We start from the raw sequence: 13,879 nt of genomic DNA on the forward strand, positions 1-13,879 counted from the left end.
TCAGGGAGAGTTTTTCGATCTAAGAGCCTGTAGGGCAGCTTGTATATACCTTCCATTGAGATTTTCGGTTGTCTCGTTCTCGACCCAGATATCCGGTAAAACACCATGATCACGAATGGGCGGTATGAGTCCCGGAATCTCCCATTCTGCCGCAGTAATATGTAATGATGAACCATCCGGCAGATCAAACACCAGCTGGATCGTATACTTTCCAAAGGTTGGTGTGCCAATTAAGGTGGCTCGCTGTTGGGCTTTGAGAGCACCGGCAGTGATTTCGGCGGCGCTGGCTGTGGAATTATTAATCAACACGACCAGTGGAATTTGAGTGAAAGGCCCATCTTTCTCGGCTTGAATGGTTTGGGGTTGTTTATCTCGATAAGTTTGAGTCAAAACCGGACTGCCAGCGGGTAGGAATAATTCAGCAATTTTAATGCCTGTATCTACCAATCCGCCACCATTATTGCGCAAATCCAGGATGAAAGAAACAGCACCATGCAAGGTCAAATCTTCAATCGCTTTTTTGATTTCATCCGGAGTTGTTGAGGACATTAAGTTAACTTGAATGTGCCCAACGAGTTTATCTTCCGGTAGTAAATTCCACGTGACAGAGGGGAGGGCAATCTCCTCTCGAGTGATTTGAAAACGGTATTCTCTTTGATCATGTTCACGGAAAATCACTAAACGGACTGAAGTACCCTTGTCGCCTCTCAATAGCGCGAGGACGTCATCCTGCGGCATGTCGGCGCGTATTTCAACTTCATCAATTGAAAGTAAAATATCCCCATCTTGTATGCCAGAGCGTTTGGCGGGAGAATCCTCGAATGGAAATAATCGGTATTGATTTTGGGAATCGCGTTCAATTCGAGCGCCAATTCCACCAAATTTTCCGCGTAGTTGCTGACTTTGTAATTCGTGCTGGGGTGGCTCTACAAAAATCGTGTAAGGATCATCGTATGCTTGTAAGAGACCGCGTATCATCCCATATTCGATATTTTTCTGCTCCGGTAAGGGATAAGAACCATGCTCAACCAGCAAATCGTAGGCTTGTTGGAATAGTGGAAAGGCGTTCGTGGTGATGGGGACGATTTGTCGGTCGCGAATCAAATACCCCATAGCCAGTCCAACACCAAAGGTAAGTAGGAAAATCAACCATACCAGCGTGTAGAATCGAAAGTTTGATGATTTAGTTCTCACTTGAAAACCTTTTATTTGATCTGATCATAATTCTTCTAAACCGGTATAATCCGGCAGAAACGGAAGGCAAAGGTGAAATAGCATGGTGTCTGCGTATTGTATCACCCAAACGAAGGATGATTTTTCTCTCAAGCCAGTATTTGAAGGGATTGATTTACGCTCATTGGATCAAGCTAATCGCTTAATACCTGATGGAGTTTATACTACTTTTCGTACTTATGACAAATTCTATGTACTGGATTTGGAAGGACACTTTAACCGTTTAGAAGAATCGGCAAGACTGCTCCAAAAAGATATCATCCTGAAACGAGCGGAAATTCGAGGAACTTTACGAGAATTACTTAAAAATTTTCCGGCTAATGAAGCCCGAGTACGCATCAGTGTACCGCTTACTTCTACCGTTCCGCATGTAATCGAAATTTATGTCTTTTTTGAAACTCTGGTTGTGCCTTCCTTTGAAGATTATCAAAATGGGGGGCGAGTGATTACCATACGGATGCAACGCGACAATCCCGCTGCCAAGACTACAACGTTCATCCATACTGCTGATGATATCCGTCAAAACTTACCGCCAGAAATCAATGAAGTAATCATGGTTGATGAAAGCGGAAGAATGCTGGAGGGTTTAAGCAGTAATTTCTTTGCAGTTAAGAACGGAGTGGTGTTTACTGACAACACGAATGTTCTGCCTGGAATTACTCGAAAACATGTCCTTGAGATTATTAATGAGATGGGAATTCCGCTGCGTTGCGAAGGTGCTCTTTATGCAGAATTAAAAAACCTTGATGAGGCATTTATCACCAGTACCAGCCGAGGGGTTTTACCTGTTCGTCAAATAGATGATCACATGATTGGATCTGGAAAAGTCGGTGAATTAACCCGAAGAATTATGGAACGCTATCAGGAGCAAATCAAACGGATGGTAGAGCCTATTTAATCTGTTTCCTCATCGGAAATCCCAGTTTCCCATTCATCTTCACTGGTGAGATTTTCCAGATCCCCGGCTTGCATGGCCTGAATAAGCTGTTGGGCGTCCTCAAACTGGCTCGAAGGCACATACAAATGAACCTCTCCCAATGGGCCGACCGTCAATCCATAAACCGTACCGGCGCTTTCTCGGCGTTGGATCACAGTAATGCCTGCGGCTTCCAGCATCAGACGAACCATGTCCGCTTCTAATTGACCATAGGCTGTAAATACTTTTTGAATTTCATCCGCCATTGGCATGTTCTCCAAGATTCCTTGTGGTCAATATTTCTTTGACCAATTGATAAACCTCATCCAGGCGTGCTTTATGCAGACGATATTGGTGCAAAAGCCGCTGACTTTCGGAATTAGTGCGAGCTTCGGCCTTCTTGAATTCTTCAAGAAGTAAGTCCATCAATCCGAAGGGTGTATATTCGCCGCTCCCTTGAAGGGCCTGAATCACTAACTTGCTGACATGTTCCTCATATTGATGCAGTAATTGATAAAGTGAAGTCAGGTAGAGGTGATCATCGGGGGATTCGAGATGGGTGGTTTTCTGTTTGATGACCATTTGTTTGAGTTGCTGTTGTAAGTTTGTTTCGGATGTCATCATGGTTTACTCTGATTGGTTGAACGGTTGTGTTTCTGGTGCAATCGCTGTTGGCGATGTTCTAATTCCAGCCGTCTTTGATTCTTCAGGTAGCGCGGGAGGGGAGATTGATCGAGATAAGTCAGTGCTAAATCTGTCCATTCGATGGCTTGCTTATAGGCTTTTATCTGGTGTTCGTAAAATTTGGCAATTTCAATGCAGGCGTCTACTTCATTGAACTCGGAGGCTTTCATCCATAATGCGAGAGCTGCTTCAATTTTACCGGTGCGGCGGTGCAGGTCGGCAAAGCGGTAAAGGGTTTGGATAAAAAAATGAGTAGGCAGACCGATTTCCAAACTGGCTTCATACAACTGTACCGCAGCAGTGTAATCGCCCAATTCTTCATACAGGCGAGCGATGGCGATCAAATCTAAACTTTGTGGATTGGGAGAACCAAGGGGATTTCGCAATAAGTTGGCCAAATGCAAGAACAGGGCAGAGAGAGACAGGATATCTATTTCATTATGATAAAAAACGCCCCTTAGGGGTGTCGCGTTTTGGGTTTGTAGATATTCAAAATAAATCTGTGGAACCATCCAGCCGGGGATTTCTTCTTCCGCACGACCCAGATTGAGAATTTCGTGTTCCAAATTACCCAATGAACGATCATCAAGCCGGTTTCGCCAGATACGCCGTGTGAGAGAAAGCAAATCAATATGATGCAGATTTCTTACCGGCGATCGAAAACCGTTTAAGATGTATCGGTTGTTTAATAACGGGGCGTCAAAAGATTTACCGTTGTAAGTAACCAGAATTTTGAAAGGTGTGAGAAATTCTTCCAGTGCAGTCAGAAAAGCGGGTTCTTCGTCCGGTTCCCGCAAGAATATTTGATTAAGAAAATATTGGCCGTTCTTCCAGTACCCCAAGCCAACCAAGAAAATAAATGTACCGGTCCCGCCGGCCAGTCCAGAAGTTTCTGTGTCCAAAAATACAAATTCATCTATTGAGGTGATGGATTCGAACGGTATGCGCGACCATGCGATTAAGGACGAAAGATCAACTGAGCTTGAAAAATTAACAATACCATGGTTGTAATTCGGTGGATATTGTTTTTCAGAAATGAAAATATCTCCAAAAATTGTTGGGTAATTTTTACCCTCAATAACTTTTTCAATCGAAATCAACCTTTCGAGTTTTGGGGTCGAATTATTCGAAAACGGGGTATTTCCCAGTTGTACCCCCAAAGATCGCAAGCGACTTAGCAAAGACTCGTCCATAAACTTATTATAAACGAAGGGGCTGGCCGTTGAGAATTTTGAGAATTGCAATCGCCTCTACTTTACCGGCGCTGCCATTCTCTCCACCCACACCAACGCAAGAAGGGCATCCTTCCCCACATGGGCAGTTTTGGACAACTTCGAGAGCGCTGTTAAGGATGGGTTCGTGTTTCTCAAAAAGGGTTTCGGATAATCCAATGCCGGCGGGTGAGTTATCATATAACATTACAATTGGGTTGCCCTGGCTGATTGGAGATTGAGGATCGCTGTGAGAGCCTAAATCTCCAGGATCGCATAAAACAAATAAAGGTGCAATTTGGGAGAGAAGAAAACGCAGACCCGATAAGCCAGTGCGGATACGCACAACACTTTCAGCTTTGTGGTGACAGACCGGACAAAGTGTAATCAGGTTTTCCAATCGGTTGGCCTGTTCATAGGATGGAAATTGACGGAAGGGGATTTTGTGATGAACATGATGGGGTGTGCCTTTTTCGGGAATACCACATAATTGACAGGTATACTGATCGCGCTGGCGGGCAAGTTTTCTTTGTTTCTCCCAATTTGGTCCGTAATTGTTAGGTTTACCACTCCATAAGTTGTATTCGGAAAGTTTTTGGACACTGACGGCATCCAGCTCAATCCAGTATCCAACAGTACGCATGGTACGCGGGGGGAGTTCCAGTTCTTCGGTTGCCAAAATTTCCTTTGTTAGCCACGAAATTTTCCGAAAACCTTTCAATTGCCGGGTCACTTCAATTTCACCAAAATGAATTGCTCCGCCGGGGACAGATTGGTTTTTTTCTTCAGAAATTGTCCGAATAGTTTGATCCATCAACGGTTGGGTGTAATAATCTCCGTTAAAGGAAGATAGTCGAACCAGTTTTTTTTCAAAGTCCAATTCTTGCACAATGAAGGTTTGACCTTGATGCAGGTAAATCGCATTGGGATGTGCCATCCAATCCACGCTGGCTTGATCTAATTCCCCAATGGTGATCAATCGGTCATCTTCTTCGACCTGTAACAAGAACGAGTCACCAGAGGTGCTGCGCAACGATACGTTTTGAGAAGGGTATTGATTTGCACGCCAGATAAATCGGTCTGCGGTTGCAAATACTTCTCGATTCAGGGTTAATACTTGAAGATAAGGATGAATATCCTCCCAGGGGAGTTTACCGAAGGTATCATTTTGACGGAATGGCAATTCAAAGACTGCGCAACGAATATGCTGGTATAAGATCAGCGGATTGTTGGGATTGATCAACGCCATTTCGGGTGGATTTTCAAACAGGTACTCCGGATGCTTGAGGATATATTGATCCAAAGGGTTTGAAGAGGCAACCAGTACCGCCAGGGAGTCTTGTTTTTGTCTGCCAGCCCGCCCGGCTTGTTGATGGGTTGCGGCAATACTGCCCGGATAACCGCTGATGATGACCGCTTCCATTCCCCCAATATCAATCCCTAGCTCCAACGCATTGGTGGCGACAACGGCTTTGGCTTTTCCGGTTTTCAGAGCTTCTTCTGTTTTTCTCCTTTCAGTCGGCAGATACCCACTTCTGTAAGCAAAGATTTGGTGAGCCTTATCTGGATTCTGGCTTTGTAGTAATTTCATACCGATCTCGACATTTTTACGAGTGTGGGTAAACAAAAGTGTCTGGATACCTTTTACAATTAGATCGCCGCTCATCCGCACGGCTTCACTGAGTGCGGAACGACGAACCCCAAGTTCTTCATGAACAATGGGAGGATTGTAAAGCAGAAAATATTTCGTGCCGCGTGGAGATTGACTATCCGATATCTGCTGGAAGGGTTCTTCAATCAAATTTTCGGCATGTTCCTTCGCGTTCGCAACCGTTGCCGAAGTGAGAATAAAGATTGGAGACGCGGAATAAAACTGGCCGACCCGCTTCAAGCGGCGGATCAGATTGGCAATGTGAGAGCCAAAAACACCGCGGTAAAGGTGAACTTCATCCAAAACAACAAAGGTCAGACCACGAAAAAATCTTTCCCAGTTTGGATGATGGGGAAGAATTGCAGTGTGGAGCATATCCGGGTTGCTGAGCAAGATTCGGGCGGTTTGGCGAATTTTTGCGCGTTGAGAGGATGGTGTATCACCATCGTAGATTGCGATCGAAGAATGAAACGTAGAAGGGGATAAGCGCAGAAATGTATTCAATTGGTCTTGTGTGAGGGCCTTGGTGGGGAAAAGCAACAATGAAGTGGCAGTGTTGTCCTTCAAGCATTTGTCTAGAATTGGTAAAAGATAGCAAAGTGACTTTCCGCTGGCAGTTCCAGTGGTGATGATGGTGTGCTTAGATTGCGTAATGTTCTGGATGGCTTCCCATTGATGGCGATAAAGTGCTTTAATGTTCTCTTGTAAAAGTGCATCTACCAATGCTTTATCCAATTTCTCAGGTAATGGAACAAAATGTCCCGGATTCGCATTGGTGACATGAATTGTGCTGATGTTGGGCGAGAGGGATGGATCGTTTTGCCAAAAGTCTAAAATCTTTTTCATTTACCCGAAATTTTCCGATTATAAGGATGGTTTTTGATTGGCGTAACCCATTATACCTTTTCATTGATCTTGAAAATTGGGGATGACAAATCGTTTTTCTTTTTCGCCATCTTTGGCTATACTTTGCTTGTTTGAGAAGATTGGTTCAATCGGGAGAGAGAGGATGAAACCAACTGCTCGGTATCGCTGGTTTGTGGTAGGGGTGTTTTTCGTGTTCATGCTTCTCCACCAAGCCGATAAATTATTGATTGGACCATTGACCACACCGATCATGGAATATTTTCAAATTGATGAAGCTCAAATGGGGGTAGTTTTTTCGGGTGCCATTTTGGTTGGAGGAATTTTTTACCCCCTGTGGGGCTACCTTTATGATCGTTTTGCGCGAGCAAAGCTGCTGGCATTGGCCTCTTTAATTTGGGGAGCGACAACCTGGTTAAGCGCACTGGCAAAATCCTTTGGTGTTTTTGTAATTACCCGTGCTTCCACGGGAATTGACGATGCGAGTTATCCCGGTTTATATTCCCTGATCTCGGATTATTTTCCCCCAAAAACACGGGGTAAAGTATATGGCCTGTTGCAGATTGCCAGTCCGCTGGGTTATATGATTGGGATGGTGCTGGCCATTACACTGACTCAACTGATTCACTGGCAAGGAATTTTCATACTGACTGGTTCTTTGGGAATTGTCCTTGCGGCTGTCATTTTTACTACAGTGAAGGAGATGCCACGAGGGGGATCTGAACCCGAGCTGGAAAACATTGAGCAACATACTCATTATCGCTTTGAGTGGAAGACCGCTTTAGGGCTTTTCAGGAAAAAGAGTCTTCTGCTACTCTTTACCCAGGGATTTTTCGGGGTCTTTCCGTGGCAGGTGATTACTTTCTGGTTCTTCCGTTATCTGGAAACGGAACGAGGTTTCAATCCCAATCAAGTCTTAATCACGATGGTGATTGCAGTATTGTTCTTAGCGGCTGGTTATCCAATTGGTGGCGCATTGGGGGATTATCTTTTCAAACGCAATGTGCGCGGCCGTTTGATTGTCTCGGCTTTCGGCGTCATCACCGGTGCACTTTTGTTGTGGTTTTCCCTGAGTATTCCTGAAAACAACACCCTGTTTTTTACCATCTCCATGGCCATCACAGCAATTTTCATTCCTTTTGCGGCACCGAATGTCCTTTCAACGGTTTATGATGTCACCTTGCCAGAAGTGAGATCTACTGCAAATTCGGTTCAAAACATGATTGAGCAAGGTGGTTCGGCAGTAGCTCCGGCGTTGGCGGGTTTGATTGCGGTGAATTCGTCATTAAAGGATGCGATTCTGATCATATGTGTGGGTGCATGGATTTTGTGTTTCTTATTCTTTTTGGGTGCAATTTACTTGTTGCCACGTGACATTCGGGATTTGCGCCAGCAATTAGCCCAAAGAGCAGAAAAAGAGAGAATGGCATTGAGTCAGGGGAACTTAAATGATCAATTGGTTTCTGCTCCGGCACAGGATTAATTATGAATTTTGGTATTCTTCCTTTTCTGATCCTCGCTGGGTGGCTGGCGGGTTCTCTTTTGAATTATCTGGCGGATGTTTTACCCCGAACTCGCCGATTGAGCTCTCCTAAATGCATATCTTGTGGAATTAAGGTGTCCTTACAGAACTATCTACTGTTGCGAAAATGCAATAACTGTGGCGCGGAAACCACATCACGAAGGCGAGTTGTGCAGGCACTTTCAACGATCCTGATTCCCATCGTCTTTTATTTTCCCCCTGCACGATTTGGATTTTGGTTAAGCTTGCCCTATTTTTTATATTTCGCACTGGTGTTTATCATGGACATCGAACACCGGGTTGTATTATACGAGGTTGTTGGTGCGGGTATATTGATTTCTATACCGATGGGATTGTACTGGAATGGATGGTTGAAAACCATCCTGGGGGGGCTTACTGGATTCGGACTGATGTTCATTCTTTATTACTTTGGGGTTCTTTTCAACCGCTGGATGTCCAAAAGGCGGGGAGAAGAAATTGAGGAAGTTGCATTGGGGTTTGGAGATGTGAACCTTAGTGGTGTGTTAGGATTGTTGCTGGGATGGCCAAAGATTGCGATAAGCTTATTCTTTTCTGTTGTAATGGGCGGCGTTTTCAGCGGGCTTTACCTGTTGGGAAGCGTGCTTGCCCGTCGCTACCGGCCATTTACAGCAATACCGTATGCGCCGTTTTTAGTAATTGCTGCGGTCATTCTAATTTATCTAGCCTGATCAAACTCAGAGATGCGGCCCAGTGGCGAGCACCTCTTTTGTCACGTTTTTGGCAAATTGAGTGCAATTGTTTTCAAATTGTGCAATCAAATTGCGGGCGTATTCCTGATAGGCTTGCTTGTCTTTCCAGTTGTATTGGGGATTCAGGACTTCTGAAGGAACACCGGGACAAAAGAGGGGGATGTTCAATCCAAAAAATGGTTCTTGACGGAACGGTACTTCATCCAGATCATGGTTCAAAGCAGCAGTGATCATTGCCCTGGTATAGGGGAGGTTGATCCGTTTTCCAATTCCATAGGGGCCACCAATCCAACCGGTATTGATTAGCCAAACCTTAACCTTATGGCGCAAGATTTTCTCGCCGAGCAGATCGGAATATCGGTTTGGAGAGAGTGGCAGGAAAGGCGCACCAAAACAGGTTGAAAAAGTGGCTTGTGGTTCGCTGCCTAAGCCCGTTTCGGTTCCGGCCAGTTTAGAGGTGTAACCTGAGAGAAAGTAATACATCGCTTGTTCGTAATTTAATCGGGCAATTGGTGGCATTACGCCGAATGCATCGGCCGTCAGGAAAAAAATGTTTTGCGGGTGACCCGCGTATCCCTGGCTGAGACTGTTAGGGATGAATGATAAGGGATAGGCCCCACGCGTATTTTCCGTAAATTGATCCGAGTCGAAATCAACCACTCTGGAAACCGGATCATAAACTACATTTTCTAATACAGCCCCAAAACGATTGGTTGCAGCCCAAATCATTGGCTCATATTTAGGATTCAGGCGGATGGTTTTTGCGTAACAGCCGCCCTCGATATTAAAGACACCTTCGTCTGACCAACCATGTTCGTCATCACCGATCAATTGACGCTCGGGGTCGGAAGAAAGGGTGGTTTTGCCGGTTCCACTCAGCCCGAAAAACAAGGCAACATCGCCATTTTTACCCACATTAGCTGAACAGTGCATGGACAATACGCCCTGACGCGGCAAAAGATAGTTCATAATGGTGAATATTGATTTCTTGATTTCGCCGGCGTAACCGGTTCCACCTATCAAGACGATTTTTCTTTCAAAATCAATCAGTATAACGGTACCAGAACGTACACCATCCAATTTGGGGTCAGCTTGAAAGTTTTCGCTCTGGAGGATGATGAAATCGGGGATGGTGTGTGGAATTTGCGAAACCGGAATGGGGATTAACAAATTCCGTGAGAACAGATTGTGCCAGGCTTTCTCGGTAATCACTCTTATCGTTTGCCGATAATTTGGATGTGCGCCTGCATAGACATCCTGGACAAACAAATCTCTTCCTTGAAAGTAAGCAAGAAACTTTTGGTAAATTTGATCAAATGCGTGAGGGGAAAGAGGTTGATTGATTTTTCCCCACCAGATTTCATCCTCTAAGTGAGGGTATTGCACAATGAATTTGTCATTGGGTGACCGTCCGGTATGTTTACCGGTGTAGGCAATCACTGCTCCATCACAAGAGAGGGCAACTTCATTGCGTCTAATGCCTTCTTCAATCAAGCCGGCAGATGCATAATTCCAGTAAATATTCCCTGTATTTTGAAAGCCATGGTTCTCAATTCCGTAATTTGATGGAATTCCAAAGGCTTGCATCAAATTGATCTCTCCTTATATGTGGGTTGAGTAAATTAGGGATTGTTCCCCGACCAGCCCAGAAACCAATACCAGAGAACGTCTGATGCCGGTTTACCGTGAATTGAGGACGAAGCATCTTGAATGGCTGCAGGTGGATAAAAACCTTGCGATACAACGCCGTCAATCCACGAGCGTTCGTTGATCGCGGAAAGTAAGGCACTGTAACTATCTGCTTGAAGTTGTAGGTCGGGGGTAAATTGTTCGGTTGGAGAAAGAGGCGGGAAAAATGTTTCCAAGGTCAGGCAGTTTTCGTTGTTGCAGATCGAGGAATCTGTTATAGCAGAGGGTAAATTTATGGCTACAACGATAGGTTTTCCGGTGGACTCTCGAATTGGAAGCAAAATCGTGTCGAGGTAATCTTCCACCTGGCTGAGTCGGTCATCTTGGGGCGTTGAAGAGGAATACAATGAGGGGATTACAAGTTGGACATAAAGAAAATCCATCCGCTCAACAACCCATTCAGGGATTGTTGGACTTTTGTCGGTGATCTGAATACTCCAACCCAATTTTCCGTTATAACGCTGGCGAACGTTTTCGACAATGGATTGCCATCGTTCATCGGCAAAGTCCGGCACACCTGAGGCCTCACCGCTTGGAAGAACTCCGGCTGGGAGGGCAGGTGCCACCTGTGGACCTCCTAAAATGAGAGCCGGTGTGCTGGTTTGGGCAGCCAGATCTGCAAAATGGATCGCAAAGGTATGATAGCGTTCAAACCAATTTTCCCACCAGGCTTTTTCCAAATGTGGTTCAGACCAAACTTCGCTACCGTTGCGAAGGTGGGGGTACAACCATGCGGTCATATTGGCTTGCTGGATGGTTTGAATTGCCTGTATATTATCAAGCCACAGGGAGTCCTTGCCGGCCACGGGTTCAAAATTGGGTGTGCCAACATTTACGTAAGACCACCCCGGCGTTAGGACGGTCGTATTGGCTTTTAATAAACTGATTTTATTCATCCCCCAAAATAAATAAGGTTGCCAGGTGGGGTTGTAATTGGGGCTTATTTCGATCCCTCGAACAAAGTCATTAAGACGGGATTGGGGAGTAGGAGCAACAATTTCAGTGGAACTTGAAGTGGTATTCCAGTTTGACCAGGCTTTTATTTCGTCCCGGCGAATTTGGGATTCGCTGCTGACGACCAAGGGATATCCTTCTGCTTGTGTGCCAGCAGTGGCCAAATCATCTGCATGACCACACTGGTCATTCCGGCAGTAACGATATTGTAATGAATTGAACATATTCAATGGGCTATAAAGGACATATAGCCATTGATTATTTCCCAATGGCCACATTGGGAGTGGATTTGTCCATGTATATGGATTGAATTGGATGGAAACGCTATCTTCAAGAGGTGTGTTATTGGGGGCACTGACCAAAAAGGTGATTGGTTGTGTATTGACCGATTGCCATGAAGTGACTTGATCCGTAATTGTGGTATCGTTTTGCGGCACAATCAGTTGCCTGAGGACAAATCCTCCACTTTGATCGTGTTCTGCATTCCAAAAACCATCGCCCAAGGTGTATTTGTAGCGCAAATCAAAGCCGGCTGGTAACCGCAGGGTTATGGCATACGCATTTTCGGCGACATTGGTCAGCAGGGGTGCGCGGGCAGCAATGACGCTAAATCCACCGTTGACCTCGGCGAAAGTGTTGCCAAGCGAATAAATATTTCCCACCATTCTTACCGGTACACCTTGTAAATTCGTTGGTGGAGTCTGAACGATAAAAGTCACATTGACAAAGCGCGAGGGGGTTAGCGGAGTAAGAGCAAGTGTAGTTGAATCTGCGGCAACTACAGCCCCTTGCTGAAAGGTTTGAAAACTTCCATCTATGCTATAAACCACTAAATTATGAATGCCCTCGGCAATGTTCTCGACGATGAAAGATCCATCACTGGCAGTGAGTGTTTGAATGCCACCAACGCAAACCAGAGCATTTGGAAATGGCGCTTTGGTGCTGGCATCAAAAACCTGTCCTTTGATTGTACCGGTCAAGCCATTGAACCGAAAATCAGTCCAACCAGCAATCGTGTCCTCAACGAATAGGGGGTAATTTACCGCTGCCATGCGATAGCGAACCTGTTCGCCATGAGCGTTGTATTCAACAAAATAAGGAAAATCTCCTCTTAAGTATCGGTACTTTACCACCGAACCGATCGGAAAAATCAATTCCAGTTGGAAGGACCCGTCCGAATTTTCGATCATCGGATAGCGCTGAGGATTCATTGCCAGACCGGTCACTTCATCGAGAATTTCGAGGGTAATGTTCCCTTTTGGGGCGTTGGCAGGAGGTTTTGCTCGAAAAGTGACTTTGGTATAACTCAGGTCCGGCTGATCACTGGTAATCGGAGAGGGTGCTGTTGGAGAAGAATTGAACCAGGAGGAAAAATCTAATGAACAGGCGCTGAGGAAGAAAGTCAGACCAATCAGGATAATTAAGGTGTTATGAAAAATCCCTATTTTGTGTGTCATTTTCATGGCATTTCCTCAGCGTTTAGGTTAAAAGATGAAAAACAGAAACCGCTCGCGAGAATTAATTCTGGTGAGCGGTTTTCCCGTCCTCTGGTGAGGTGACTTTTTTGAATTTTTGCCTGATTTCTTGCTGACGGTTGGCAAGGCTGCCTAATACGCCGTTGACAAAGCGTGGAGTGCTGTCCGCCCCAAAGATTTTTGCCAGCTCAATGGCTTCGTTTATGGCAACCTTTACTGGTGTGCACCCTTCGACGGCAAATTCCCACAAGGCAATCCGCAAAATATTCCGGTCAATGACAGCCACCTGATCTAATGGCCATTCGGGGGCGTGCTGGGCGATGAAATCATCTAATTGACGAGTGATTGGAAAAACCCCATTGATGATATCGTAGGCAAATTTCACCAGATTCGTATCCAGTGTTTCGTCTTTAAGGCGCTCTTCCATGGCAGCCTGAGGAGAATGATTGGTCAGGTCGCATTCATAAAGCACCTGCAAGGCTAAGCTTCTTGCCTTGGTTCGGGGTTTCATAACACCTTCGTTGTTAATTTTCCAAATTCAACAGGTTTTCCGACATTAATTGGCGGTTACGCCGGTTTCTACATCTTCAACATGGACGTTAACTCGCCCAACTTCCATGCCGACCAATTCGGAAACGGCCCGGGCTACCTGTTGCTGAATTGCCCGGCACACCTCGCGAACCTTTACATCACGGTTGAGAATGACATAAAGGTCAATATAGACGTGGTCGTTTTCAACAGTAATCTTTATCCCTTCGCTCATTCCGCGGCTGAAAAAACGCTCGACTTCCGAGGGAATGGTTGCCAACCGATTAACACCGGGTACGCCGAGGGCTGTCAGACGCGCCACGGAAACAAGCACTTCGGGGGCGATGGTGGTTTTGCCGGGTGGGCGGGAATTTTCGGTCATTCATCCTCCGCTAAAATGCTGGATTATTGTTATCGCGCT

General features: G+C 45.5%; 12 protein-coding genes. 3 read left to right on the forward strand and 9 right to left on the reverse strand.

The window, feature by feature from the left end:
* Positions 1–1,194: a S41 family peptidase gene (locus AC812_RS15640; protein WP_145962560.1), complete on the reverse strand. Its 1,194-nt coding sequence runs from the start codon at positions 1,192–1,194 to the stop codon at positions 1–3.
* A gap of 82 nt (positions 1,195–1,276) precedes the next feature.
* Between AC812_RS15640 and AC812_RS15645 the strand changes: the two genes are divergently transcribed.
* Positions 1,277–2,131, forward strand: a complete 855-nt coding sequence (locus tag AC812_RS15645; protein WP_061916727.1) for an aminotransferase class IV — start codon at positions 1,277–1,279, stop codon at positions 2,129–2,131.
* On the opposite strand, the gene AC812_RS15650 is transcribed toward AC812_RS15645, so the two are convergent.
* The 4 genes from AC812_RS15650 to AC812_RS15665 all read right to left on the reverse strand — a co-directional run bounded on the left by AC812_RS15650 (position 2,128) and on the right by AC812_RS15665 (position 6,541).
* Entirely contained in the window at positions 2,128–2,415 is a 288-nt protein-coding gene (locus tag AC812_RS15650; RefSeq protein WP_061916724.1) for a putative signal transducing protein, read from the reverse strand. The two genes, AC812_RS15645 and AC812_RS15650, sit on opposite strands and share 4 nt — an antisense overlap.
* Positions 2,405–2,773: a hypothetical protein gene (locus AC812_RS15655; RefSeq protein WP_061916721.1), complete on the reverse strand. Its 369-nt coding sequence runs from the start codon at positions 2,771–2,773 to the stop codon at positions 2,405–2,407. Before AC812_RS15655 ends, AC812_RS15650 begins: the two co-directional genes overlap by 11 nt.
* Positions 2,770–3,735, reverse strand: coding sequence for a ribonuclease H-like domain-containing protein (locus AC812_RS15660; protein WP_169787328.1), 966 nt, complete (start codon positions 3,733–3,735; stop codon positions 2,770–2,772). The genes AC812_RS15655 and AC812_RS15660 overlap by 4 nt, the downstream gene beginning before the upstream one ends.
* A gap of 298 nt (positions 3,736–4,033) precedes the next feature.
* Positions 4,034–6,541 (reverse strand): DEAD/DEAH box helicase, encoded by a 2,508-nt coding sequence (locus tag AC812_RS15665; RefSeq protein ID WP_061916715.1) that lies wholly within the window; start codon positions 6,539–6,541, stop codon positions 4,034–4,036.
* 163 nt (positions 6,542–6,704) lie between these two features.
* On the opposite strand from AC812_RS15665, the gene AC812_RS15670 reads away from it, so the two are divergent.
* Both AC812_RS15670 and AC812_RS15675 read left to right on the forward strand, forming a co-directional pair.
* Positions 6,705–8,042 (forward strand): MFS transporter, encoded by a 1,338-nt coding sequence (locus AC812_RS15670; RefSeq protein WP_082149088.1) that lies wholly within the window; start codon positions 6,705–6,707, stop codon positions 8,040–8,042.
* Positions 8,043–8,044: 2 nt separating this feature from the next.
* The gene (locus tag AC812_RS15675; protein WP_082149087.1) at positions 8,045–8,791 is read left to right on the forward strand and encodes a prepilin peptidase; all 747 of its coding nucleotides are present in this window, start codon (positions 8,045–8,047) and stop codon (positions 8,789–8,791) included.
* A gap of 6 nt (positions 8,792–8,797) precedes the next feature.
* Here AC812_RS15675 and pckA read toward each other — a convergent pair whose 3' ends face one another.
* Genes pckA through AC812_RS15695 form a run of 4 tightly spaced genes read right to left on the reverse strand, consistent with a single transcriptional unit; the run spans position 8,798 to position 13,840 of the window.
* Positions 8,798–10,399 (reverse strand): phosphoenolpyruvate carboxykinase (ATP), encoded by a 1,602-nt coding sequence (gene pckA, locus AC812_RS15680; protein WP_061916710.1) that lies wholly within the window; start codon positions 10,397–10,399, stop codon positions 8,798–8,800.
* 35 nt (positions 10,400–10,434) lie between these two features.
* Entirely contained in the window at positions 10,435–12,918 is a 2,484-nt protein-coding gene (locus tag AC812_RS15685; RefSeq protein ID WP_061916708.1) for a glycoside hydrolase family 113, read from the reverse strand.
* Positions 12,919–12,973: 55 nt separating this feature from the next.
* Entirely contained in the window at positions 12,974–13,441 is a 468-nt protein-coding gene (gene nusB / locus AC812_RS15690; protein ID WP_061916705.1) for a transcription antitermination factor NusB, read from the reverse strand.
* Positions 13,442–13,486: 45 nt separating this feature from the next.
* Entirely contained in the window at positions 13,487–13,840 is a 354-nt protein-coding gene (locus tag AC812_RS15695) for an Asp23/Gls24 family envelope stress response protein (protein WP_061916702.1), read from the reverse strand.
* Positions 13,841–13,879: the final 39 nt, after the last annotated feature.

The sequence above is a fragment of the Bellilinea caldifistulae genome, from assembly GCF_001306055.1.
Lineage (GTDB): Bacteria > Chloroflexota > Anaerolineae > Anaerolineales > Anaerolineaceae > Bellilinea > Bellilinea caldifistulae.